Origin of the sequence: Moraxella nasicaprae (assembly GCF_025643275.1) — a bacterium.
Lineage (GTDB): Bacteria > Pseudomonadota > Gammaproteobacteria > Pseudomonadales > Moraxellaceae > Moraxella > Moraxella nasicaprae.
This window is the reverse complement of record NZ_CP089977.1, coordinates 1,051,786-1,076,537: the sequence shown is the minus strand read 5'-3', so window position 1 is coordinate 1,076,537 and position 24,752 is coordinate 1,051,786. Positions and strand designations below refer to the sequence as shown.

Below are 24,752 nucleotides of genomic sequence, written 5' to 3'. Positions count from 1 at the left end.
ACTATGACAGACTTTCATCATCAATTAGACACCACAGGATTGATTTGTCCAGAACCTGTAATGCTACTGCACAAAACCATCAGGCAGGCTGCTGGCGGTGAGTATATCCAGATATTGGCAACCGACCCTGCCACCACCAGAGACATTCCTAATTTTTGTCGTCATTTGGGGCATACCCTAGTCAGCCAAGAAACCCTAGACGATGGCAGTTATCGCTATGTGGTACAAAAAAAATCATGAGCCGTGCCACCACACCTCGCAAAAGCAAAGTCGTCCTGTGTGATGATGACCCAGATTATCTGAGTGATTTTCGTGGGGCAATGCTGGCACAGGGTTTGTCTGTGGCAACCAGAAATGCCTATTTGCAAGACTTGCGATGGTGCATCAAACAACATCAGCTCCCTTTGTCTCAATGGCAAGAAAGCCAAGTCATCAGCTGTCTAACCCTTGCCAAGCAAGACAATAAATCCCCCAAATCCATCGCACGGCTATTGGCAAGTTTGCGGCGATTTTTTTTGTGGCAAATTGAACAAGACCAAAGGCAGGACAATCCCTGCCAGCACATCAAAAGCCCAAAACTAGGCATGGCATTGCCAAAATCCCTATCCGAACAAGACATCGAAACACTCTTGTTAGCTCCTGATGTCAGCACCGCTTTGGGTCTAAGAGATAAAGCAATGCTAGAAGTGCTGTATGCTTGTGGATTACGAGTCAGCGAGCTGGTGAATTTATCCCTAGATGAGCTTAATCTTAATGCAGGCTGGATTCGCATCACAGGCAAGGGCAATAAAACTCGCCTTGTGCCATTGGGCGACTATGCCATCGATGCTTTACATCGCTATCTACCACATCGTGCAGGATTTTTACTGGGCAAAAAAGACTGTCAGGCAGTGTTTTTGAGCGAGCATGGTGGCTACATGACACGGCATAATTTTTGGCACATCATCAAAAAATACGCCCTAATCGCAGGCATTACCAGTCATATCTCGCCACACACTTTACGACACGCTTTTGCCACTCATCTGGTCAATCACGGTGCTGATTTACGCAGTGTGCAGCTACTACTGGGTCATAGCGATTTATCCACCACGCAGATTTATACCCATGTCGCCACCGCACGCCTGCAACAACTTCACGCCACTCACCACCCAAGAGGATAACATGGACACGCCAACGCTTGATGTCATCATTCCTTGTTATAATGCACAATCCACCCTAAATCGTGCCGTGTCAAGCGTGCTGCACCAAGCCGCCTGCCAACGCATCATACTCATCAATGATGGCTCATCGGACGATACCGCCACCATGATTGATGAGTTTGCCAAAAAATTTCCCAATAAAATCAAAGCATTACACCTACCCACCAATGGCGGTGTCGCTCTTGCCAGAAATTGGGGTGTCCTGCACAGTGAGGCGGACTTGGTGGCATTTTTAGACGCTGACGATGAATATCAGCCATCTGCCTTAGACATCGTGCCACAAGTATTTGCCCAATTACCAAACCTAAGTCTTATCCGACTCAAACTGATTCCCATCAATCTGGCAGACCGCTATCATCAGCACCCAAATTTTGCCAAAGTCTGGGACATTGCCCAAATGACAGGGGCTGGCAATACCGTGTTTCGCAAAGGATTATTTTTGGCGTGCGGTGGCTTTCCTACCGATACATTATTTCGCCAATTTGGCGGAGAAGATGGTGCATTAGGCATCGCTCTTGCCGAAAGCACAATGGTTGGTACTTTGTTTGGCGATGCTCATTTGGGCGTACTAAATCATTGCCGAGAAGGCATGCACGCCCAAAGACTGTTGGATGGCTATTTATTTGGTCAATCAGACCCCAATATTGATGCAAACACGATAGCAACAGCCAATGCCATCAGCCAAAGAATCAAACGCCAGCTTGCCAGCATTAGCCCCATCATTGGGCAGACCAATATTGGCAGGCGAGAATTGATGGTGCAGTACGCCCAAGACTAGGGCTTTTGTGTTATAATTTGGCTTATTTATCAAGGAATTTATATGCACCAAATCAATCCAGACCTACTTGCTCGTGCCAAACAATGGCGAGGCGACATCAGCTTTCGCCAAGAAGTGCTTGGTAAGCCGTTTGACTTTGTCAGCACTTGGGGGATTTTTAGCCCCGAAAAGTTGGACGAGGGCAGTCTGATGTTGCTTGATTATATTGATTTTCAATCTGATGATGACAGCATTGACTTAGGTTGTGGCTATGGCGTGCTTGGCATGACAGCCGCTCGTGAATGCCCAAATGGTCAGCATTTACTCATCGATAAAGACTTTGTGGCGGTGGAGTACGCCAAGCTCAACTGCCAAAAAAACGGCTTAACCAACACCCAAGTCCAACTCTCAAATGGCTTTCGTGAAGTGCCAATGGACAAAAAATTTAGCCTTGTGATGAGCAATCTACCTGCCAAAGCCAGCAAGGAACAGCACTATCTGTATCTGCTGGACGCTTATGAGCGTATGCAAAGCGGTGCTAGATTTTATGTGGTGACCATCAACGGCTTGCGAGATTTTATGAAACGCTCTTTTACCGAAGTATTTGGTAATAGCGACAAAATCAAACAAGGCAAGACCTACACCATCACGATGGCGGTCAAAGACTAAATTTGTATCATGCCAAAAAACAAACCCCTAAGTGATGCTTAGGGGTTTTGTGTCATCAAAATACGCCTTGTAGTCCAATAAATCCACCCACGCCATGCTTATCATCAGCACGGTTGGCAAGCACGCCCAGATTCAGTGATGTTGAAGCCGTCAAGCGAGCATTTGCCCCAAGATGGGCATAGATACCATCATTCTTATCTTTGGTGGTGGGCAAAACAAAGCCTTTGTACGGCAAGGAAGTCAAAGATGCTCCAATCTGGCGGTCGTCATCATGAAATTCATGCGTATAGCCCACGCCTGTATTGATGGCGATTTTGTCATTAAGCTGATAATCTGCCGCCACACCAAGCTCACCTTGTAGTGAGTTGTATTCTTGGGTGTCAAATCGCATCGCTGTGGACAAATGACTTTGGTCTTCCACCAAATCCTTGATGACAACCTGCTGGGCAAGCACCCCCACATAAGGGCGATAGTTTAGCTTATCAGACCCAAGCTGATACGCCACTCTTAGACCTGCGTGCGTATGACTGCCACGCCCCCAAGCCTGATGATGGCGAGCCTGACCCTCCCAAGCAATACTGCGGTCGGTCTTGGCATCTAGGCGAGATACACCAGCTTGGGCATTGATGATGGCTTTACCAAAAGTCTGCTTAGCATACACACCAACCCCTGTTTGGTCAATATCTGCTTTGGTGGTGGGGCTTAGTGTGTACTGATGCTGACCGTGTTTTGCATAAGCACCAATATGTCCGTTATCAGTGGCAAAACTTGCTCCAACAGCAACCATCGTGGGCGTGCCTTGACTGGATATTAAGCCATTATCCAATTTAACCACATCGCCATCAATCCACCAATTCGCCTGACCATCGGTCAATGTATTCATTTGTTGGTACAGTTTTTGCCCAAATCTTTGTCCATCATCAGTCACCACATTCGTCAGTTTTGCCATGGCGGCTGGTGCATCAATGATGGATTGATAATACTGTGCCAAAATACGGTGCGTGCGTCCAGTAGGGTGAATATCATCAGCAAACAGGTGGGTCTCATTGGCATCGGCTGCTACCAGATTGGCAGGTGTGCACGCCAAAGAAGTCGAAAGCGGGTCATCTGCTCCTGTGGTGCGATTTGGCATCTGGCACGCCACGCTGCTGGTATTTTTGAAGCCAAAATCAGTAGGATTGCCAGCAACTTCTTGAAGCAAACCAAAAGTATTGGCAGAAATGACATTGATGTCAGATTGATTAAGCTGCTGATACAGCTTATCATTATAAAGTTTGGCGGCAGTCCTAGATTTTTGTGCCGTGCCAGTTAAACCAAGCACTTTTTCGGCAAACAGCACTCGTGGTGTTAGGCTAATGTCAGGCACATTTGGCACCAAAACATACTTTGCCCCAGCTTGATGCAGGGTCAAAATGTCTTGATAAGTTGCCTGTGCCGAAGAAGAAATCGCCACCAAAGCCTCATTGGTGCTACCTGCTTGGGCAGCGGCAATCAAATCATTAGAGCCAATCCATACCGCATATAAAGCATTAGGGTCTGCTTTATTTTGGTGCTGGCTAAGATAAGTACCAATCTGTTTACTGGTCGAAGGAACGCTAATCACGCCATTCCAATTAACTTCACTGCCAGATCTGGCTCCACCAACTGCATAGTTTGTGCCAGCAGGATTGGCGGTGGTGTTGGCATCGGCTTTGGTGCTCAAATTGCTTGCCAACACCCTTGCCCACACAGGGTCAGGATTGGTGGTGAAGGACTCTTGTAGTGCATTGCCAAAAGTGGGATTGACCTGTGTGACGATGTCTTTAAGCCTGCCAGTGTCTGATAAGCTATCGCCAAAAATCACCATCTGGCTAAAATCTTGTGCTAAGGCTTGCGTACCAAGCAACGCCCCAATCATCAAAGATACATACGAAAATTTCATCAAATTATCCCTAAATCGCATCAATATATCATGCCATTATAAGAAAAAACACTTGTAAACTCAAATGTTTTTGTATCGCTATTATCAATCTGATGATTTTGTCACGCCAAAAACGGTAAACACGCCCGCCAAGCATCGCAATTTTTGCCCATCTCACGGCGAATGTAATATTCTTCAACCATGTGAGCTTGTTGCTCAATGCCGTATTGCTCAAATCGCTTACCCAAACGATAACGGTATCTGCGATTAAATAACGCTCGCCAAAACACCTGCTTACCCTGTTGCACCTGCCAAACATGGGTCAATTCGTGAATCAGCCACGCTCTGATTTGTAACGACTGAACGCTAAAATCTGCACAAAAATCCTGTGTATGAAAATAAATATGCCCATTAGGAGAAACAGCATAACCCTTTATCACCCAACAAGCGGTTTTTAGGCGAACTTGTTCAAGCTGTATGGCATCGCCAAAAACGCTGCGTGCAAGCTGCTGTTCGCCTATGGTCAAGGCTCTGTCTTGTTTGATGAATCGTGGCATATTTGGCATTAAAAAAATAAAATCCATTATAAAAATCGTCATACATTCTGACAAGTCATCAAACACAAAAAATACGATAAATTGTGCTAAAATAACACAAATTTTTATCCCACGCACATCATGATGAGCCAACAACCCCTAGCTGAACGCATGCGACCCAAGCGTATTGATGACATTGTCGGACAGCAACACCTGCTGGGCGATGATGCCCCCATTACCAACATCATCAGACAAAAGTTTTTGCCATCGATGATTTTGCACGGCTCAGCAGGGATTGGTAAAACCACGCTGGCAATGCTACTGGCACAAGCGGTCGGTCGTCCTTTTCGCCCCTTATCTGCCATATCCTCAGGCGTAAAAGAACTTAGAGAAGTGCTTGATGGCGATGATGGCTTGTTCTTTGAGCCGCCTGTGGTATTTGTCGATGAAATTCATCGTTTTAATAAAGCCCAGCAAGATGCGTTATTGCAAGCGGTCGAAACAGGGCAGATTACTTTTATTGGGGCAACCACCGAAAATCCATCGTTTAGCGTCAATAACGCACTACTTTCTCGTTGTCAGGTATATCGCCTAAAACCACTTGATGCTGATGACATTACTAAGCTGGTCAAGCATACCATCGCTCATGATGAGATTTTAAAACACCGACAAATCATCATTGATGACTTGACCGCCTTGATTGATTTATCACAAGGCGATGGTAGGCGAGTCTTAAATCTACTAGAACTCATCTGCACCGCCCCAGAACCCATCATCATTAATAATCAAAGCACCGCCAAAGTGGCAGGACAATCTTTGGTGCGATATGACAAATCAGGCGATAATCACTATGACATCGTCTCTGCGATGATTAAATCCATTCGTGGCTCAGACGCTGATGCCGCTGTATATTGGCTGGCACGAATGCTGACCGCTGGCGAAGACCCTGCTTTTATCGCTCGAAGACTGGTGATTGCCGCCAGCGAAGACATCGGACTTGCCAATCCAAATGCTCTATTGCTGGCAGATACCGCCTTGCGTTCTGTGCAGTCCATTGGCATGCCAGAGGCAAGAATCATACTAGGGCAGGTGGCGATTTATCTTGCCAATAGTCCAAAATCCAATACCAGCTACAACGCCATCAATCAGGCAATGGCAGTTGCCCAGACCGACCAGTCACCTGTTCCATTACACCTAAGAAATGGTGTAACCAAACTGATGAAACAAGAGGGCTATGGGGTGGATTATGTCTATCCGCATGATTACCCCAATCATTATTACCCTCAGCAATACCTGCCAGAGCATTTGTCTGGTGTGCGTTTTTATGAATTTGCCGATAATCAAAAGGAACAGGCAAGTTTTGCTTTCATCAACTGGCTCAAACAAAATCACACCTTTAAAAATTGACAAAAAACCCCATCAATTAACCACCCAAACACAATGAGATTATTATGGCACTAAATAACATTCGCGAGATTATCGAAGACATCAAACAAGGCAAAATGGTCATTTTGATGGACGATGAAGGGCGTGAAAACGAAGGCGACATCATCATGGCGGCAACCCATGTCAAGCCATCAGACATCAATTTTATGATTACTCACGCTCGTGGCTTGGTGTGCTTGACGCTCACCGAAGAACGCTGCAAGCAACTTGACCTACCTTTGATGAGTGATAAAAACGGTGCAAAATTTAGCACCAATTTCACACTATCCATCGAAGCCGCCGAAGGGGTGACGACTGGCATTTCAGCCTCTGACCGTGCCACCACCATTTTGGCAGCAGTCGCCCCAAACGCCAAGCCCACCGACATCGTTCAGCCAGGACACATCTTTCCCATCATGGCAAGACAAGGCGGTGTCTTGCATCGTGCAGGGCATACGGAGGCAGGGTGTGACTTGGCACGCTTGGCAGGACTTGAACCTGCGGCGGTGATTGTCGAGATTATTAAACCAGATGGCGAAATGGCTCGCCGTGATGATTTGGAAATTTTTGCCAAAGAACATGGCATTAAGATTGGCACGATTGCCGATTTGATTGAATATCGCATGGCAACCGAACAGACCGTCAGTGAAGTGGAGCATTTTGACATCGACAGCCAATATGGACAATTTACCGCCTACCGATTTACTGAATTTGGCTCAACCGACACACATCTAGCTTTTGTCAAAGGCACGCCTGACGACAACGAAGTCAGTACCGTGCGTGTGCATAGCTTTTCGCCCATGAAAGATTTGTTTGGTATCCATACAGGCGGTAGCCAATGGAACATTCAAAACGCCTTGCAAGAGCTTAGCCAAGCCAAACATGGTGTGTTTGTATGGATTGGGCATGGCGATGATATGCAGCTTGCCGATGCCTTTACCGCCATCAAAAACCCAACCCCAAAACCTGTGCATATCCGCCGAGAAATGTACCAAACCATCGGTGTTGGTGCTCAAATCCTAAAACACTTAGGCGTCAAGAACATGCGTTTATTATCCAGCCCTGTCAAATTTAATGCCCTGTCAGGCTTTGGGTTGAATGTCATCGAGACCGTAGATAAAACCTAACACAATAAAACGCTCCGTTTGGGGCGTTTTTTATTGCAAAAGAACCAATCCTATGATGACTATTGTTACAGACAAACAACCCACAAGAACAAAAAAATCCGTATAATCAAGACATCATAGATAAAAAAATGAGGCACAAACATGATTAAAACCATCATTGTAGGATTTTTGGTTGGACTATTGGCTCGTCTATTATACTCAATTCAACTCAAAATAAGACATCAGCCCACCTTCAATACTCTCAAACTTTGACAGATGACTTCTAAGCCATCTCTTAATAGTTGCCCAAGTGTGTTCTATGGGGTTTAGGTTAGGTGAATAAGGTGGGAGTGGCAAGATAACATGTTTGCATGTTGTGTTATTAGCAAGTACCTGTAACTGCTTCATTCTATGAAATCTTGCATTATCTAAGATGATGATACAAGGTCTACCTGTTTGCTTGGCGTGGTTGTCAAGGCTAGGTAGAAGCATTTGTTCAAACCAAGTTTCAAATAAGTTGCTTACCATTGTGTTTTGATAGATAAGTGGAGCAATCAAGTTTTTGGCTTTGTTACCAATTTGTCCAGCAACCAATGATATGCGTTGATAATATTTACCACTCACCTTATCATAGACTTTTTGACCCTTTAAACTTCTGGCGTGGGTGCGGTGTAGGTAAGTGTCAATACCAGTTTCATCTACATAAACAAGCTCGTAGTCTTGTATGCTTTGTAACTGTTTTAGCCTGTCTTGATAGTCTTTGATTTTGTTTGGGTCTTGTTCTTTGTAACTTGTGGTCTTTTTTTATGGGTAATACCAAGAGAGCGTAAAGCATAAAAGATGGTACTTGTACCACAATTAAAAACTTCAGCAATTTCATACAAGTAAGCATCAGGGTTTTGCTCTACATAAGTTTTAAGCTTATTTCTGTCCACTTTAACACCACGATTGCCACCACTTTGACAGGACAAATCACCTTGTTCTTGTTTTTTAATCCAAGCATACAAGGTGCTTCTTGAAATGTTGTAAGCAGTACAAACTGTGCTAATATTACCACACTGCTCTAAGTAGGCTAAGGCCTTTTGTTTAAGTTCTATTGAATATGCCATAATAGCGATATTTTAGCATAGATTTGTAGGGTTTTAAAGTGAATTTAGTATAAAACCAGGCAATGACAGCATGGGCTGGATTTTTACCATCATTTTAGGCATTGTGGGAGCTTATATTGGCTCGCTATTAGCAGGATTGGTTGGTGCTAATGCGACGGCTGGATTTGCCTATTGGGTATTTTCGGTCATTGGTGCGATGATTGTGCTGGTGATTTATGGCTTTTTAACCAACAAAAAATAAATCTTAAAGTTCCATGTGAAACATTTTTTTGGTAACCACAGGGTAAGCGGTCTTGGATAACTGATTGACTTTTAACGAAAAACCTTGCCTGTCATCAAATCAATGATTTGGCTTGGTTGCTTAAAACCCAAACTTTGGACATCAAGATAGCCAACCTCTTCGCCAAAATAGTCATACGCCTCTTGTAGGCTTGTGGCAGGGTTTTGTCCTGATGGATTGCAACTGGTGGACACTAAAAAACCATAAGGATTGACATCACTGACCAAATGTTGGCAAATGTTTGCCAGAATCGGGTGTGGTGTGATGCGAACTGCCAGCGTCCCAAAATCCCCCATCAACAGTGGATTGATGACTTTGGTTGGCATTGGAACAAGCCAAGTGCTGGCTCGACCTTGTTGCAACATATGTTTTGCACTAATGCTTTGCAGCCGCTCAATCAACTCGTCTGATAAAGCTGATTTTAGCCTCTTGGCTTGGTCGGTCAAAACAATCAAACCCTTGCCCAAATCTCGTTGTTTAAGTGTCACAATGCGTTGCAATGCTTGCTCATCGCTTGCATCACAGCCCAACCCCCAAACGCTTTCGCTAGGATAAGCCAACACACCGCCAGCACGCAAAAATGCCAACAACTGAGGCAAATTATCCTGATGAAAATAATGCTTAGGCTTTGGCATAACGCCCTCCAATCTGCACCAAAACCCCCAAGATTTCAAGCTCCAACAAGCCAGCCAATAATGTTGGCACTGCCATGCCACTCATCGCCACCAATACATCCAAATCTTGCGGTGTATCGGATAACACATCAAAGATAGCGGTCAAATGCTTGGGAATGATTTTATGTTGTGCCACAGAAGATGTTGCTGCTACTTGGCTGTTTTGAGTGGATTTTGATGGGGTTTTTTCAGGCGACGCACCAGAACCGAAAGTTTTTGGCACATCAATCTGACGACCAATATCCTCCAAAATGTGATTAGGGTGATAAATCAAAGTCGCCCCCTCACGAATCAGATGATGACAACCTTGTGCCTGTGGATTGTCAATCAATCCTGGCACTACAAACACCTGCTTACCTTGTTCAGCAGACAATCGTGCGGTAATCAAAGAGCCCGATTGTACGGCAGCCTCCGTCACGACCGTTGCCAAAGACAATCCTGCCACCAGACGATTGCGTCTAGGAAAGGTGTGCTTGCTGGCAGGTGTGGCAGGCAATAGTTCTGTCAATACACAGCCGCCCTCATCAATAATTTGAGCAAACAGGGCATGATGATTGCGTGGATAGCACACATCAATCCCTGTACCCATCACACCAACCGTTCTACCCATCAAAGTAGGTAGCTGTGTCAATGCACCTAGATGAGCCTGTCTATCCACACCCTGAGCCAATCCGCTAGTGATGGTATAGCCCGACTGCACCAGATACTGAGCCAAATCAAATGTGGTTTTTTGGGCATATTGGGTGGGATTTCTAGTACCAACAATGGCGATTTGCTCATCATTGAGCCTTGCGACATTGCCACGATAGAACAGTACTGGCGGCGGGTCATACAGTTGCAAAAGCTGGCTCGGATACGCCTCATCGCTGGTATCAAGCAAATGATAGGTATTGATGGACAGTTCTTTTTGCACTCGGTCAATAAATGCCAGCACATCGGTTGCATCTTGCCAACGATTTAGATGAGCTGTATGAATGCCCAGCTCCTGCCAAGCCGTCCGTGTGGCAAGTAGTGCCTCAGACGCACCGCCAAATCGCTCCAACAGTTTGTAATAGGCAATCAGCGAAGTATTGACAATATACCATAACGCCAACACCGCCCATCGCCCTGTAAGTGCCTGATATGCCTGCATGATGATTAAGGTTAATTTGGTTGTACAAACTGCTTAATCAAATCCGCCACCTCTTCGGCACGGTTTTCCGCCACCGTGACATACTGCGGCTTTTCTTCCAAACCTACCGTATGTGCAGGGCGTGGCAGGTCAATCTCTCCCAACGCCTCACTCATCGTTTCCTCAAATTTGGCTGGCAATGCCGTTTCTGCCACCAAAATTCTCTCATTTGGCTGTTGCAAATCCAACGCAACTTTCACGCCATCAGCGGTGTGCGGGTCAATCAAACGCTGGGTTTGCTCAAAAATAAATCGAATGGTATCCAGACGGTCTTGATGGGTGGATTTGCCCGCCACAAAACCAAATGTCTCTTGGATTTTGTTTAGATTTTCTGATAAATCAAACCCGTTTCCTTGACGGACTTGTGTGAATAATTGAGCCACTTTTTGCGTGTCTTTATCCAACAAAAGATAGATGAATCTTTCAAAATTCGATGCTTTTGAAATATCCATCGATGGACTTGAAGTCACAAAAGTCTCATCAGAAGTTCTTGGTTGATATTTACCTGTGTTAAAAAACTCATTTAGCACATCATTTTCGTTGGTTGCCACAATCAGGCGGTCGATTGGCAAGCCCATTTCACGAGCAATATGAGCTGCACAAACATTGCCAAAATTACCAGAAGGGACACAAACACTGATTGTCTCATGATTATTTTGAGTGGCGGCAAAATAACCCTTAAAATAGTACACAATCTGAGCCAAAATACGACCCCAGTTGATAGAATTAACCGTACCTAAGCTATATTTTTGCTTAAAATCATGGTCTTCTTGTAATTTTTTAACAATCTCTTGGCAATCGTCAAACATGCCCTGAACCGCAATATTGTGAATATTTTTATCGTCCAAACTGTACATCTGAGCTCGCTGAAAAGCACTCATTTTGCCATGTGGCGACATCATAAAGACCTCGATGTTTTGCTTGCCACGCAATGCGTACTCAGCAGCACTACCCGTGTCGCCAGAGGTCGCCCCAATGATGGTCAATCTTTCGCCTTTTTTGCTCAACACATACTCGAATGCATTGCCCAAAAATTGCATCGCCATATCTTTAAATGCCAGCGTAGGACCATTGGATAATTCCAACAAATCCACCCCTTGGTACAGCTTGGTCACTGGGGTAATCTCATCGCTATTAAAGGCTTGTTTTGTGTAGGTTTTATTAATAATATCCTGTAAATCTTGCTCTGGAATATCGGTGGCAAATAATTTCATGATTTCAAAAGCAAGGTCGGTATAGCCAAGTGTACGCCATTGTGTCAATACTTCATCATCAATCTGTGGATATGATTCTGGCAACATCAAACCACCATCAGGAGCCAGCCCCATCAATAACACATCGCTAAATAACATTGGCTCTGTCTTGCCACGAGTACTGATATATTTCATTGTCATCTACCTTTATAAAAATCCATCAATCATTCTAGCATAATTTTCATAAAATAATCATCAATCATCTTGATGATGCTAGACTTTTTGCAAAGCTGCGTAATAAAAACCATCGCCGCCTTGTGTATCCAATGGCAAACATTGATAACCAACCTGCTGTTTGATTTGGTTGGGCAGGTCCAATGTGAACGGCAGTGGTTTGGCGTCAGTATTGGTGTTCAAAAAATCCAATAATTGATGCTCATTTTCAACCTTTAATATGGAGCAAGTGATGTATAGTAACACACCGCCAACTTGTAGTTGCTGCCATGCATTATTCAAAATTTGCTTTTGTAACTGACAAGTTTGGCGGACATCATCTTCGGTACGAAGCAGTCCGATGTCAGGATGCCTACGAATCACACCCGTCGCCGTACAAGGAGCGTCAAGCACAATCACATCGTATGGTTTATCCGCCTGCCAACTTCTGGCATCAGCCACCAATGTCTGCACCGCCATGTCATTTAACCGCAGTCTATCAAGATTCTCCTGCACTCTTAGCAAGCGTTTTTCGTCATTATCAATCGCTAATAACTGTTCCATGTGGAACTTTTCAAGCAAATGGGTTGTCTTACCACCTGGTGCGGCACACAAATCAAGCACTCTGCCAGACAGCTGATTTTTTGCCAGTTTTTCAAGTAAATGTGCCGATAATTGAGCATGCAAATCCTGCACCATCAGCCAGCCTTCCTGAAAATGAGGCAAATCAACAATGCGAATCTGCTCATCTAGCCGAATGGTTTGTTTGTCATCAATACCCAGTTTGACGATTTGATGAGCAGTCTGATGCTGCGTTAAAATGCCAGAATATTGCTCAACCGAGCATTGTCGCTCATTGATACGCAAAAAAACCGCCGCACAAGTACGCAAAGCCTGCCCCAGCTCATCATAATACTCAGGCCAGTCTTGCTTTAATTCTTTTGCCAGCCAATTAGGTAAGCTATGATTTTTATGCACTTTTTTGGCAAATTTAGTAGGGGTTTTTTGTACCTTTCGTAAAATCGCATTAACCAAAGACGCCCCATAACCCTTATCCAGCTGCTTGACAGCCTCTACGGTATCATTGATGGCAGCATAATCGGGCGTATTCATGTACAGCATTTGGTACAATCCAACATGAATCGCCACAAGCAAACCCTGATCACTCACCTCTTTATCAAGCAGACTCTCGCTGATGCGTGCCAGTGCGTGCCAGTGCCTTAATGTACCCACCAGCAACTCATGAAAAAATCCTCTATCAGTCTCATTGATGGTACCAAGCGTCATATCCAGCAGACTAGATAGTGAATTTCCATTTAGAATTTCTTCAATAACCAATATTGACTTTGCACGAGATGATAAGGTCTTTTTATTGATTTTATCTAAAAAATTATTCATCTGCTTTTATCTCAAAGACATCGCCATCGTTCAGCTTATTGGCATTGGCGATTTGTTCTGCATTTAGCATTTTGCCACCAGCCCACTGCATTCCTGTAATGTTTAGCAAATGTGCCACACCCTGCTCATTTGTTCCACATGAAACCAAAATGGCTTTTTTGCCCACGCTGATGATTTTGCCAGCAGGCTCATTAGTTGTTTGTTCAGGTTTAACAGGCAAGACTGAGATTACCTTGATACGCTCCTGATTGACATAAGTGTACGCAGATAATGCTCGAATCTGTCGCTGAATATGATGAGCAGACTGCCTCCAATCAATCAAACCATCTTGGGTAAACACCTTGTCAGCATAGGTTGCATCGGCATCATTTTGAGGAATTGCATTGGCTTGAAAATTCACCAAGTCCGCCAAAACGGTCACAATCGCTTCTCCGCCAAGCACCGCCAATGTATCGTGAAGTGTCGCCGTGGTGTCATCATCTTGGATTGGACAAGCCACCTTATATAGCATATCTCCTGCATCCAAGCCTTGATTCATCTGCATGATGGTGATGCCTGTTGTGGCATCGCCTGACAAAATGGCTCGATGAATTGGTGCCGCCCCTCGCCATTTTGGTAATAAAGAAGCATGGATATTAAGACAGCCATATTTTGGCATTTCCAGCACCGCCTTGGGTAGTATCAATCCATAAGCCGCCACAATCATGACATCAGCTTGATAACTTTGCAAAGTTTCACGACAAACCTGACCTAATTCATGCTTTAAGCTAAAACTTTCAGGCTGCTCAACAGCAATACCATTTGCCAATGCGACATTCTTGACTGCTGACATGGTTATTTTTTGTCCACGCCCAGACCTGCGATCAGGCTGAGTGTACACCGCAACGATATCAATGTTCAACGCTTCTTTTTCATCAATCAATTTTTGCAACGCCACCGCAGCAAACTCTGGCGTGCCTGCAAATACCACTCTCATTTTTGCCATACTTTTATTATCTCTTATATACACCCAATTATTATTTATATAATCTAAATTATAAATACCTAATTGGAAATAAAAAATTTATCAATATTTATGCAATTTTTCTAAAATTACACAAATCCATTTTCCGCCAAGAAAGCCTCTGTGATATTACTCTTAGGTTTATTGTCTGATTTTGGACTCAATAACAGTCTTTCTAGATATCTAGCAACCAAATCAACCTCCACATTAACCAAAGCTCCCACCTGCCAGTGTTTGGCGATATTGGTTCTTTCGGCAGTATGAGGAATGATGTTCAGGCACACCAGATTTCTCTCAGGAATGATGGCGTTGGTTGTCAAGCTAATGCCGTCTAGCGTGATAGAACCTTTATGTGCAGTATATCTCATCAATTCTTGGGGAATCTCAATCTCAATATAAACCGAGCGTGCATCTTGGTTGATTTTTTGCACTCGACCCACGCCGTCCACATGCCCTGCCACAATATGACCGCCAAAACGAGTGGTGGGGAGCATGGCTTTTTCCAAGTTAATCGTATCGCCAACTCGCCAGTTTTGCAGGGCGGTCTTACTCATGGTTTCACGAGAAACATCGACCGCATAGCTATGACCACTCACCGAAACGACGGTCAGACAAATGCCATTAGAGGCAATAGAGTCTCCTAACTTAACATCGCTAAAATCCAACTCGGGAGCATCAATCACCAACTGAACATCGCCGCCAATTGGTTGAATCGCCTTAATCTTGCCCAGAGTTTCAATAATGCCTGTAAACATAATCATCATTCCAAAACTGTGGATAACTTTTTTGAAATCAATTTATTATCGCATGGTAAAATCAACCATCATCAAGTTATCCACAAGATAAAAATAATCATTGATTTTTTAAAAATATCCTGAAAAATCATCATATTACGATACAATAAACGATGTATCATGATACAAATCGTCTAATTATCCACAGTTTCACATGGAACATAATTTAAATACTATTGTTCATATTTATGAAAAAATAGACTGTGGATAATTTTATATTATTTAAAATAAATAATATAATAGTTAATATAATTTATGATAAACCAACTTGACATCTTCACCGATTTTAGTCATTTCTGACAAAGTAAATCGCCTTTGATTGTCCAACCGACCAACATCAAAATCAAACATGGAAACAGCCTTTGCCCCTAGAATGCTTGGTGCTTGATACACAATCAACTCATCGACCAAATCAGCCTCAATGAACGCACCAGCAACCTTAGCACCTGCCTCCACCAAAACATCATGGCATTGATGTTCTTGCACCAAAAGTGCTAATAATGAATGGATATCCTGATGCCAAATCATGGTATCAGGATTGCAAAACACCTGATAATCCATGGAACGGCTTAGTGTTTTGCTGCGGTCTAGCACGACAATTTTTGGGCTTGGAACATGGCAAGCTGGCACGCCAAGCTGGGTACTACGCACGGTCAATGATGGATTGTCAGCGATGATTGTGCCAGAACCTGTGATGATGGCGGCACTTTTTGCACGCAATTTTTGCACATCTTCTCGAGCCTCATCACCAGTAATCCACTTGGATTCTCCGTTTGCCATTGCCACCTTGCCATCTAAACTGGTGGCAATTTTTAGGCGTACATACGGCATTCCTGTTGCCATCGCCTTTAAAAATCCACGATTTAATGCAGCTGCCTGCTGATGAGCTACCCCAACCGTCACGGCAATACCAGCTTGTTGAAGCTTTGCAATACCACCGCCTGACACCTTAGGATTGCTATCTGTGCAAGCGATGACCACACGAGCAATACCAGCTTGCACAAGCGTATCAGCACACGGTGGCGTGCGTCCTGTATGGCTGCACGGTTCAAGCGTTACATAGGCAGTCGCCCCAGTCACATCATACCCCTGCTGATTGGCATGACGCAACGCAAACACTTCTGCGTGCGGCTCTCCTGCCTTGGGGTGAAATCCCTCTCCGATAATCCGCCCATCTTTGACCAGCACACACCCCACAGCAGGATTGGGTCTGGTGGTAAACTCTCCTTTTTTTGCTAAGGCAATGGCAAGCCCCATATAATAAGCATCATGGGGCAAAATCTGACCGTCCATTCATACTCCTTGTGGCTGCTTGATGCTAGCAAGCTCAGCCTGAAATTCATCAATGTCTTGAAAATCTCGATACACACTGGCAAATCGCACATAGGCCACCACATCAAGCTGTCTTAATTCATTCATGACCACCTCGCCAAGTATTTTACTGGGTACTTCTCGCTCGCCAGTCTTGCGTAATGCCTGCTCAATACGACTAATGGCAGCCTCAACCTCATCAGCACTGACTGGTCGCTTTTGCAATGGCAACGAAATTGAGCGGCGAAGCTTGTTTTGGTCATACGGCTCTATCAATCCGCTAGATTTCACCACTCGTGGCATCACCACTTCATAAATCTCAAAAGTGGTGAATCGTTCATGGCAAGAAGTACATTGACGGCGACGGCGAACCTGAGCTCCTTCGGCAGCCAATCGAGAATCCATCACTTTGGTATCTACTTCATTACAAAACGGACAATGCATATTCGCTCCAAATATTTTATTTTTTATCAATAATCTTGTGTAAGATTGGCAAAATTATTGATTAGAAATTATTATTTTCCAATACAAAAACTAGAAAAAATCTTACCCAATAATTCATCAGCACTCATCTGACCTGTAATCTCACCCAAGTCCTGCTGTGCCAATCGCAAACGCTCAGCCACTAATTCGCCTGCCATAAATACAGTTAATTCTTGATGTGCCTGTTCAAGATTTGCTCGGGTTCTTTTAAGGGCGTCAATATGTCTGGTGCGGGCAATCAGGCTATTTTCAGATGGATGAAATCCAACCTTTTCACACAAAGCATCAACCAAAGCATCAATCCCCCAAGAAGTTTCACATGAAACGGGGTAAATATTGATGGGCTGACAAGTTTCATGTGGAACAATATCGTCTTGACTTGCCAAAAGGTCGCATTTATTGGCAACGGGCATCAATTTTTGATGCAATATCTGGTCAATATCACCAGTAATGCTATCGCCAAACAGCTCTTTTGCCAAGTCAAGTGGCTTGCTTTCTTGGGTTATATCATACACCATCATCAGCACATCGGCTTGCTCAATGGCGGTTTTGGCACGCTCAATCCCAATCTGCTCCACCTTATCATCCGTCTCTCTAAGTCCTGCGGTGTCTGTCAAATGAATCGTCAAGCCATTTAGCACCAAAGTCTCTTCGAGCGTATCTCTGGTAGTACCTGCAATGTCGGTAACGATGGCTCGATTAGTGCCAGACAGTCGATTCAGCAGGCTTGATTTGCCAACATTAGGTCTGCCTGCCAGTACCACATGCACACCATCTCTGAGTAGCTGACCCTGTTTAGCGGTCGCCAAAATCTCATCAACACCTGACAAAATATCCATCAAGCGAGATTCAATCACGCCATCGGATAAAAAATCCACATCTTCTTCATCAGGAAAATCGATAGATGCTTCCACATACAGGCGTAAATTGGTCAATTTATCCAGCAATCGATTAATTTTATTAGAAAACTCCCCACTCAAAGAACGCATCGCACTGCTTGCCTGAGCAACAGAATTGGCACTAATCATGTCACTGATGGCTTCTGCTTGCACCAAATCTATCTTATCATTTTCAAAAGCTCGATACGAAAACTCACCCGCCTGAGCCTGTCTTGCACCCAGCTCAAACAATCTGGCAAGCAGCATGTTTTGTAACACAACACCGCCATGTCCTTGCAGCTCCACCACATCTTCGCCAGTAAATGAGTGTGGTGCCTGAAAATAAAGCACCACTCCCTCATCAATCACGCCTTGCTCTCCATAAAATTTGGCAAAATGTGCATGGCGAGGTTTTAGCTTGGGCAGTCCTGTGATTTGGCAACCAATTTGATAAGCGGTCTTGCCAGATAAACGAACAACCCCAACACCTCCTTGACCAATCGGCGTGGCAATGGCGGCAATGGTGGGTTTTTGGATAGTAATTTGGTTCATAATATTTGGGATAAAATGACAGTTAACCTGATATTGTAGCACTTTTTTGGTCATTTGGGGAAAATCACCGCTGGAATTTGAGCAATAAAAAACCCCGCCAAAAGGGCAGGATTTTTTTATCAATGGCGGTATTTAGCCTTTATTTTGCATTTGTTTTTCGACACGCTTATTCACCAAATGCTGATGCGTCATGCTAAACAAGTTGTTCACCGTCCAGTACAGCACCAAACCTGCTGGGAAAAACAGCATAAAACCTGCAAAGATAATCGGCATGATTTTCATCATTTTTGCCTGCATTGGGTCAGTTGGCTGTGGATTAAGCAGCTGCTGGATGAACATGGTAACCCCCATAAAAATCGGTAAAATAAACCAAGGGTCCATCGCTGATAAATCTTGAATCCATAAAATCCACGGAGCATGACGAAGTTCCACAGACTCTACAAGCACCCAATATAGTGCCAAGAAAATCGGCATCTGAATTAAGATTGGTAGGCAGCCCGCCATTGGATTGACCTTTTCATCACGATACAACTGCATCATCTCTTGGCTCATCGCCATGCGGTCATCGCCATGTTTGTCTTTTAAGGCTTGTAATTTTGGTGCAATGGCACGCATTTTTGCCATCGAAACATAGCTCTTATTTGACAACCACATCAACAAAATTTTGACAATCAATGTCAAAATAATGATTGACCAACCCCAGTTGCCCACAATCTTATGCACACCTTCTAAGGTTGCAAAAAGCACCTTAGAAATCGGCCACAAGAAACCATAATCCACCGTCTGATTCAATCCTGTTGCCACTTGTGCCAAATCAGCTTGAACCTTTGGACCTGCGTATAGGGTGTTTGTCAAAGTGATTTGTTTGTTTGCTGGAACATTTAAGATGGAGCTATTATAACCAATAAAATAGTCATTGCCATTGCTTTGGCTATAAAAATTGGCATCAAAATCTTTGGGCGTCCACGCAGAAACGAAATAATGCTGAACAATGCCAACCCAACCATCACGACTGCTTACATTAAGTTTCTCGTTGAAGTCAGCAAATTTTAGCTTATTATAAGGCTTATCAGGCGTTCCCCATGCACCACCTAAATAGGTCGCCATACTCAGCATACCTTTATCCTCAATGCCTGGGTCAGCACTGCCATCTCGCTTTAACTGTGCATACATTTGACCCTGCCAATCTTTGGCAGAATTATTATTGATGTTGTAGCTCAGTGTAATGGGGTATTGACCAGCAGTAAAAGTATAAGTCTTAGTGATGGTAACACCATCTTTTTGGTAGATGAGCGGTACTTGCAATGCACCTGCATTGGCATTCATCTGATAGCTATTTTTTGGACTGCTATAAGTTGGGCGACTTGTTGCAGTATCCACACCATCACGACCAATCAAGCCTGACTGTGCCACATACACACGCCCTTGCTCACTTTCAAGCAAAACAAACGGTTCTTTGCTGCCCAGTGTGGCACTATGGTCTTTTAGAGCGGCATATACGATATCACCACCCACAGGATTGATTTTGATGTCGTAGCGATCGGTTGAGACCGTGATGAAATTGGCATTATTTGGCGATACCACTTGCGTACTGGCGGTGGTTGCTGGCACATCACCTGCGTGCTGTATCGCTGGCACATCGCTACCTGCTTGCGTCATGGTTGTTGGCTGTACGCTGGTTGCAGGCTTTCCTGCATAATCATCTCGCCATGCCAAAATCAGCAAATAAGCTGTTATTAGCATCGCAACAATGATTAAAATCCTAAGAATTCTTTGCATAAATCAAATCCTATGTAGGCATATTTATGGTTTAAGCCGCACTCAAACCACCTGTGGGTTGATTATCTATCATAAATAAACCCTTTATTCTACTAAAAACAGCAAAGAATTGATAGATTTTTATGACATTTTGTAATCAAAGTATGGGAAATCAGTAAAGCTATCGTTATTTTAATTATTTTTTTTAAATTTTAAATTTATTATATCAGCATAATTGGTAAATGCCTTTCGCCAAGGTACGCCCAATGCTTGCCCACCAACATAGTGATAGCGATACAAATACATCGGCAATGGCACAAAATCAATGCCCGAACCGCCCCATGGATGACACCGACACACTCTGGTGACTGCCATTGGTAAACCCTTTTTAACACCATGCCAAACGATGGCCTGTTTGGCGTACGCTGAACAAGTTGGGTAATACCGACAGCGTGGTGGCGATAGTGGGCTGATGAATTTTTGATAAAACTCAATCAATTTTAGGATAATATTTTTTATCATATCTACAAAATATCAACCTAATTACTTGGATACATTTGTTTAATTTTTCTAAAAATTTCAGCCACCTCAGCACCGATGTCAAACTCCCTATCGTAGCCTTTTTTGACAATCATCACTACATCAACGGGGGATAAAGATGATTGAGTAAGACGAAAATGCTCTCTGGTTAGGCGTTTAAGGCGATTGCGATCAACGGCGTGTTTGAGCTTTTTTTTGGTAATAGCAAGTCCAAGTCTGGCAGTATTTGTCTGAGCCTTGCCCACAAACAATAGGCAATGCTCGCCATGGACTTTCTTAATTGGCTGGTCAAACACTTTTTTAAACTCATTGGGATTAAGCAGTCTATCGCTCTTATCAAAAGTGTATTGCTGGGTCATAATCATCATCTTTTCACAAAAGGGTAGAAAGATTGTAACATCATTGATGAATTTTGGGCAAAAAAAAGCACCAAAACTGGTGCTTTTTTCAATCATGCTTATACAGTCAAACGATGACGACCTTTTGCACGACGACGCGCCAAAACTTGGCGACCTTTTTTAGTAGCCATACGAGCACGGAAACCGTGAGTACGCTTGCGTTTTAGAACGCTTGGTTGAAAAGTACGTTTCATAATTCACCTTAAAGTGTCGGCACCATTATATCACTACAATGATGACTTATGTTGTTCATGAAAAATCATCAACAACCACGATTATTAACTAGTTAATGCATTTAATTAAGATAAATGCTTCGTAATTATAAAAAAAATTGATTAAAAAATCAAGCCTTTGTGAATTTTGCCTGTCACAAGCTTTACTTTTGATGATTATTTTGCTTAAAATCAGGCGTATTTTTTGATACTCTTTTGTAGATAAAAAATAATTTTATCCACAGTTTTTCAAAAACCCTTTTATTAAATTATATATAAAAAATAATGATAATAATATATGATAAAATCTGTGTATAACTAAAAAAATATAATTAAAATCATAAAGTTATCCTGTGGAAAATATTGTTAATAATGTGTTGTTAATTTGTGCAAAACCCATGATTTTGAGTTATCCACAGGATTTTCCATAAAGTTATCCACAGAAAAATAGTTTTGAAAAATACAGATTTTGTGTTATTATGTTTAAAGGTAAAAACAAGATTTGATAAAAGGTGTGGCGATGTATTGAATCAAGCCAACTTTTTTAAAATTTGATGACAATATGATGATGGGCTTTCATAAACATTTGAGGAACTTATGAGTCAATTATTTGACGATGAACAAATCCCTGTGATTGAGATTGGCGATGTCTGGCAGCAATGTCTGGCAGATTTGCAATTTGCCATGAAAGAGCAGGATTTTAATCAATGGATTCACCCATTGAGCATCAAGTTGTCGTCCAAAGTGCTGACTTTGACTGCACCCAATGCTTTATGGGTGCAGCACATCAAAGATCATTATTTGGCGGACATCAAAAGCAGTGTGTTCAAGCATGCACAGGGCTTGGTGGTTGAGGTCATCGTTGAAACGGTTAATTTGTCTGCCAAGACCGCCACTAAGACCGCCAAAAAAACAACCTTAGGCAAGCTGTTGGCACAAAGCGAGCAGCTAAATGAGTCATTTACCTTCGAGCGTTTTGTCAAGGGTAAGTCAAACAGTTTGGCGTACAATGCTTGTCATGAATTATCCAAAAAAGACTATAACAACAGTTATGGACCTGTGTTTTTATATGGGTCATCAGGGCTTGGCAAGACGCATTTGATGCACGCCATTGCCCATCGCTATCGCAAACACGGCAAGAGTTTTTGTTATTTTACCAAAGAGCATTTTTTTGAGAAAACCACCGAGGCATTTCGTGAAAACAAAATGGACGATTTTGTTAAGCAGATTTGTCAGGCGGATTTGCTCATTGTCGATGATGTGCATTTGTTTGATGGCAAAAGTGCACCCAAAGTCACCCAAATTTTGACGACTTTATTTGATACTTTTAGCAAGACAACCAAAAAACAAGTCGTGATGGCATCGGATAGACATCCAACTCAGATGAAAGGGTTTGACGATAGATTTTTATCCAGATTTTCAGGCGGGCTTTCATTGATGATTGAACCGCCTGACATGGAAATGCGAGTACAGATTCTGGACAAAAAAGCCTCGTTGATGGGTTTTGAGCTGCCCAAAGAATGTGCGTTGTTCATGGCACAAAATCTACCGTCCGATGTCAGAGGGCTAGAAGGTGCATTAAAACAGGTAGACATGATTGCCAAAATTCGTGGCGAGTCAGTCAGTTTGGCGTTGGTCAGCACCGCCATTAAGGATAAGATTGCCGCCAGAGCCAGAGCATTGAATGCTGAAAATATTCGTGATGTGGTGGCAGAATATTATGGCGTATCGTCAAAAGATTTGATGAGCAAAAAACGCATGCGTACCATCGCTCGCCCAAGACAGATGGCGATGGCACTCATTCGTGAGCTGACCAAAGATAGCTTCCCTGAGATTGGACAGGCGTTTGGCGGTCGAGACCACACCACCGTGATGCACGCTTGTGAAAAAATTGAGGAATTAAAGCTGACCGACCCAAGCATTGAGAAGGATTATAATTCCCTAAAAATGATGCTGGAATTTTCTTGAATTTGACCAATAAACCTTTTACCATAGTAAAAAGATAAACAAAGTGAGTTGTTATGAAATTAGTCATCAATAGAGATTTGCTGATTAAGGCGGTAAATCTGGTTGTAAAAGCGGCTGATAAACGCCATCGTTTGGCAATCTTGGCGAACATTAAAATTGAACTTAGTCCAGAGTTTTTGGTCTTGACAGGTTCGGACATTGAATTGGAATTGACGGTGCGTTTGCCAATCTCGCCTGATGTGTGCATTGAGGCGGGTTCAACCACCTTGCCAGCCGAGATGTTCTTTGGTATTTGTAAGTCATTATCCGATGAAATGGTGACCATCGAAGCACCGCAAGGCAGTCTAAGATGCCAAATCAGCAGTGGTCAAGGTAAGTACACGCTAAGTGCGTTGCCAGCCGATGATTTTCCAGATGTGGGTGCTGGTGTGCCGACCACCATTGTTAAGATTGCTCAGTCAGACTTGGTGGATTTGATTCATCGCACTCGTTTTGCAATGGCAACCCAAGATGTGCGTCATTATCTGACTGGCGTGTTGTTTGAGCTTGGTGGTGAACAGCTGACTGCCGTAGCAACAGATGGACATCGTTTGGCGATGGCGTATCGTCCATTGAATGAAACTTATGAGCCAACTCAGATGATTATTCCTGGCAAGGCGATTAGTGAATTGGAGCGATTGTTGCTTGAATTATCCAAATCAAGCAATGATGAGCAGGTGGTTGAGCTTGGGTTTAATGGCGAATACCTGCAAGTGGCTTTAACCTTGACTAGCGAAGAGCAGGTGGGTGTTGCAGCTGGTATGGAAGTGGGTTTGACCGCCCGTTTGATTGAGGGTAAGTTTCCCGATTATCGCCGTGTCATACCGACCGAAAATGACAAAAAAGTCTATTTTGACCGTGATGCAATGGCAGATGTGCTACGCCGTATTTCGATTTTAAATAGCAAAGAAGTGCCAGGCGTACTCTTGAATTTCTCATCGGCTGATACCCTTAAAATCGGTGTTGATGATAAACGCAGTAAAAGCCAAGCCGAAGAATTGCTGGCGGTCAGCTATCAGGGCGGTCCGATTGAATTATCATTCAATGAAAGCTATTTGCGAGCAGTACTTGGAGTCTTGGAGGGTAAGGTGTGTATCGAGATGAGCCAGCCAGGCTCTCCAACCTTGATTTATCAAGATGGCGATGAGTTTTATCGCCATGTCATCATGCCAATGCGTGTCTAAGC

Annotated in this window: 26 protein-coding genes; 9 read left to right on the top strand and 17 right to left on the bottom strand. The window is 43.5% G+C overall.

Annotated features, from left to right (window positions below; translation table 11 throughout):
* The first annotated feature begins 3 nt into the window (after positions 1 to 3).
* The 4 genes from tusA to LU297_RS05020 are packed head-to-tail and all read left to right on the top strand — an operon-like array spanning position 4 to position 2,625.
* Positions 4 to 240, top strand: a complete 237-nt coding sequence (gene tusA, locus LU297_RS05035; protein ID WP_263075479.1) for a sulfurtransferase TusA — start codon at positions 4 to 6, stop codon at positions 238 to 240.
* Positions 237 to 1,160: a site-specific tyrosine recombinase XerD gene (gene xerD / locus LU297_RS05030; RefSeq protein ID WP_263075478.1), complete on the top strand. Its 924-nt coding sequence runs from the start codon at positions 237 to 239 to the stop codon at positions 1,158 to 1,160. Before tusA ends, xerD begins: the two co-directional genes overlap by 4 nt.
* Positions 1,105 to 1,977 carry a glycosyltransferase family 2 protein gene (locus LU297_RS05025; RefSeq protein WP_263075477.1) on the top strand — a complete coding sequence of 291 codons (873 nt, stop codon included), beginning with the start codon at positions 1,105 to 1,107 and terminating at the stop codon, positions 1,975 to 1,977. Before xerD ends, LU297_RS05025 begins: the two co-directional genes overlap by 56 nt.
* A 42-nt stretch (positions 1,978 to 2,019) precedes the next feature.
* Complete coding sequence (locus LU297_RS05020; RefSeq protein WP_263075476.1) at positions 2,020 to 2,625, top strand: class I SAM-dependent methyltransferase; 606 nt, start codon at positions 2,020 to 2,022, stop codon at positions 2,623 to 2,625.
* A gap of 55 nt (positions 2,626 to 2,680) precedes the next feature.
* Here LU297_RS05020 and LU297_RS05015 read toward each other — a convergent pair whose 3' ends face one another.
* Positions 2,681 to 4,546 carry an autotransporter domain-containing protein gene (locus LU297_RS05015; protein WP_263075475.1) on the bottom strand — a complete coding sequence of 622 codons (1,866 nt, stop codon included), beginning with the start codon at positions 4,544 to 4,546 and terminating at the stop codon, positions 2,681 to 2,683.
* A gap of 101 nt (positions 4,547 to 4,647) precedes the next feature.
* Positions 4,648 to 5,109 carry a type IV secretion protein Rhs gene (locus LU297_RS05010; RefSeq protein ID WP_263075474.1) on the bottom strand — a complete coding sequence of 154 codons (462 nt, stop codon included), beginning with the start codon at positions 5,107 to 5,109 and terminating at the stop codon, positions 4,648 to 4,650.
* Positions 5,110 to 5,205: 96 nt separating this feature from the next.
* Here LU297_RS05010 and LU297_RS05005 point away from each other — a divergent pair, with 96 nt between their 5' ends.
* Both LU297_RS05005 and ribB read left to right on the top strand, forming a co-directional pair.
* Entirely contained in the window at positions 5,206 to 6,468 is a 1,263-nt protein-coding gene (locus tag LU297_RS05005) for a replication-associated recombination protein A (protein ID WP_263075473.1), read from the top strand.
* Positions 6,469 to 6,512: 44 nt separating this feature from the next.
* The gene (gene ribB / locus LU297_RS05000; protein WP_263075472.1) at positions 6,513 to 7,613 is read left to right on the top strand and encodes a 3,4-dihydroxy-2-butanone-4-phosphate synthase; all 1,101 of its coding nucleotides are present in this window, start codon (positions 6,513 to 6,515) and stop codon (positions 7,611 to 7,613) included.
* 198 nt (positions 7,614 to 7,811) lie between these two features.
* Here the strand turns inward: ribB and LU297_RS10060 are convergent, their stop codons facing one another.
* Both LU297_RS10060 and LU297_RS10055 read right to left on the bottom strand, forming a co-directional pair.
* On the bottom strand, positions 7,812 to 8,279 hold the full coding sequence (locus tag LU297_RS10060) for a transposase (protein WP_432806279.1): 468 nt from the start codon (positions 8,277 to 8,279) through the stop codon (positions 7,812 to 7,814).
* Positions 8,280 to 8,332: 53 nt separating this feature from the next.
* Positions 8,333 to 8,701: an IS630 transposase-related protein gene (locus LU297_RS10055; RefSeq protein WP_115007331.1), complete on the bottom strand. Its 369-nt coding sequence runs from the start codon at positions 8,699 to 8,701 to the stop codon at positions 8,333 to 8,335.
* A gap of 49 nt (positions 8,702 to 8,750) precedes the next feature.
* Here LU297_RS10055 and LU297_RS04990 point away from each other — a divergent pair, with 49 nt between their 5' ends.
* The gene (locus LU297_RS04990; RefSeq protein ID WP_263077331.1) at positions 8,751 to 8,942 is read left to right on the top strand and encodes a GlsB/YeaQ/YmgE family stress response membrane protein; all 192 of its coding nucleotides are present in this window, start codon (positions 8,751 to 8,753) and stop codon (positions 8,940 to 8,942) included.
* Between the two features lie 71 nt (positions 8,943 to 9,013).
* Here the strand turns inward: LU297_RS04990 and LU297_RS04985 are convergent, their stop codons facing one another.
* The 13 genes from LU297_RS04985 to rpmH all read right to left on the bottom strand — a co-directional run bounded on the left by LU297_RS04985 (position 9,014) and on the right by rpmH (position 21,541).
* Complete coding sequence (locus tag LU297_RS04985; RefSeq protein WP_263075471.1) at positions 9,014 to 9,616, bottom strand: L-threonylcarbamoyladenylate synthase; 603 nt, start codon at positions 9,614 to 9,616, stop codon at positions 9,014 to 9,016.
* The gene (gene dprA / locus LU297_RS04980; RefSeq protein WP_263075470.1) at positions 9,603 to 10,787 is read right to left on the bottom strand and encodes a DNA-processing protein DprA; all 1,185 of its coding nucleotides are present in this window, start codon (positions 10,785 to 10,787) and stop codon (positions 9,603 to 9,605) included. The genes LU297_RS04985 and dprA overlap by 14 nt, the downstream gene beginning before the upstream one ends.
* A gap of 11 nt (positions 10,788 to 10,798) precedes the next feature.
* On the bottom strand, positions 10,799 to 12,214 hold the full coding sequence (gene thrC, locus LU297_RS04975; RefSeq protein WP_263075469.1) for a threonine synthase: 1,416 nt from the start codon (positions 12,212 to 12,214) through the stop codon (positions 10,799 to 10,801).
* 78 nt (positions 12,215 to 12,292) lie between these two features.
* Positions 12,293 to 13,630 (bottom strand): 16S rRNA (cytosine(967)-C(5))-methyltransferase RsmB, encoded by a 1,338-nt coding sequence (rsmB, locus tag LU297_RS04970; protein WP_263075468.1) that lies wholly within the window; start codon positions 13,628 to 13,630, stop codon positions 12,293 to 12,295.
* Positions 13,623 to 14,606, bottom strand: a complete 984-nt coding sequence (gene fmt / locus LU297_RS04965; RefSeq protein WP_263075467.1) for a methionyl-tRNA formyltransferase — start codon at positions 14,604 to 14,606, stop codon at positions 13,623 to 13,625. Before fmt ends, rsmB begins: the two co-directional genes overlap by 8 nt.
* A gap of 116 nt (positions 14,607 to 14,722) precedes the next feature.
* Positions 14,723 to 15,388 carry a riboflavin synthase gene (locus LU297_RS04960; RefSeq protein WP_263075466.1) on the bottom strand — a complete coding sequence of 222 codons (666 nt, stop codon included), beginning with the start codon at positions 15,386 to 15,388 and terminating at the stop codon, positions 14,723 to 14,725.
* 282 nt (positions 15,389 to 15,670) lie between these two features.
* Positions 15,671 to 16,720, bottom strand: coding sequence for a bifunctional diaminohydroxyphosphoribosylaminopyrimidine deaminase/5-amino-6-(5-phosphoribosylamino)uracil reductase RibD (gene ribD, locus LU297_RS04955; protein WP_263075465.1), 1,050 nt, complete (start codon positions 16,718 to 16,720; stop codon positions 15,671 to 15,673).
* Positions 16,721 to 17,182: a transcriptional regulator NrdR gene (gene nrdR, locus LU297_RS04950; protein ID WP_263075464.1), complete on the bottom strand. Its 462-nt coding sequence runs from the start codon at positions 17,180 to 17,182 to the stop codon at positions 16,721 to 16,723. It lies immediately after the preceding gene.
* A 71-nt stretch (positions 17,183 to 17,253) separates the two neighbouring features.
* Complete coding sequence (mnmE, locus tag LU297_RS04945; protein WP_263075463.1) at positions 17,254 to 18,651, bottom strand: tRNA uridine-5-carboxymethylaminomethyl(34) synthesis GTPase MnmE; 1,398 nt, start codon at positions 18,649 to 18,651, stop codon at positions 17,254 to 17,256.
* A gap of 132 nt (positions 18,652 to 18,783) precedes the next feature.
* Positions 18,784 to 20,430, bottom strand: a complete 1,647-nt coding sequence (yidC, locus tag LU297_RS04940) for a membrane protein insertase YidC (RefSeq protein ID WP_263075462.1) — start codon at positions 20,428 to 20,430, stop codon at positions 18,784 to 18,786.
* A 171-nt stretch (positions 20,431 to 20,601) separates the two neighbouring features.
* A complete protein-coding gene (yidD, locus tag LU297_RS04935; protein ID WP_263075461.1) occupies positions 20,602 to 20,931 on the bottom strand; it encodes a membrane protein insertion efficiency factor YidD in 330 nt (109 codons plus the stop codon).
* A gap of 17 nt (positions 20,932 to 20,948) precedes the next feature.
* Complete coding sequence (gene rnpA / locus LU297_RS04930) at positions 20,949 to 21,308, bottom strand: ribonuclease P protein component (RefSeq protein ID WP_263075460.1); 360 nt, start codon at positions 21,306 to 21,308, stop codon at positions 20,949 to 20,951.
* A gap of 98 nt (positions 21,309 to 21,406) precedes the next feature.
* The gene (gene rpmH / locus LU297_RS04925) at positions 21,407 to 21,541 is read right to left on the bottom strand and encodes a 50S ribosomal protein L34 (RefSeq protein WP_003662232.1); all 135 of its coding nucleotides are present in this window, start codon (positions 21,539 to 21,541) and stop codon (positions 21,407 to 21,409) included.
* Between the two features lie 615 nt (positions 21,542 to 22,156).
* Between rpmH and dnaA the strand changes: the two genes are divergently transcribed.
* Positions 22,157 to 23,527, top strand: coding sequence for a chromosomal replication initiator protein DnaA (gene dnaA, locus LU297_RS04920; RefSeq protein WP_263077294.1), 1,371 nt, complete (start codon positions 22,157 to 22,159; stop codon positions 23,525 to 23,527).
* A 53-nt stretch (positions 23,528 to 23,580) separates the two neighbouring features.
* On the top strand, positions 23,581 to 24,750 hold the full coding sequence (dnaN, locus tag LU297_RS04915) for a DNA polymerase III subunit beta (RefSeq protein ID WP_263077293.1): 1,170 nt from the start codon (positions 23,581 to 23,583) through the stop codon (positions 24,748 to 24,750).
* The last annotated feature ends 2 nt before the right edge of the window (positions 24,751 to 24,752 follow it).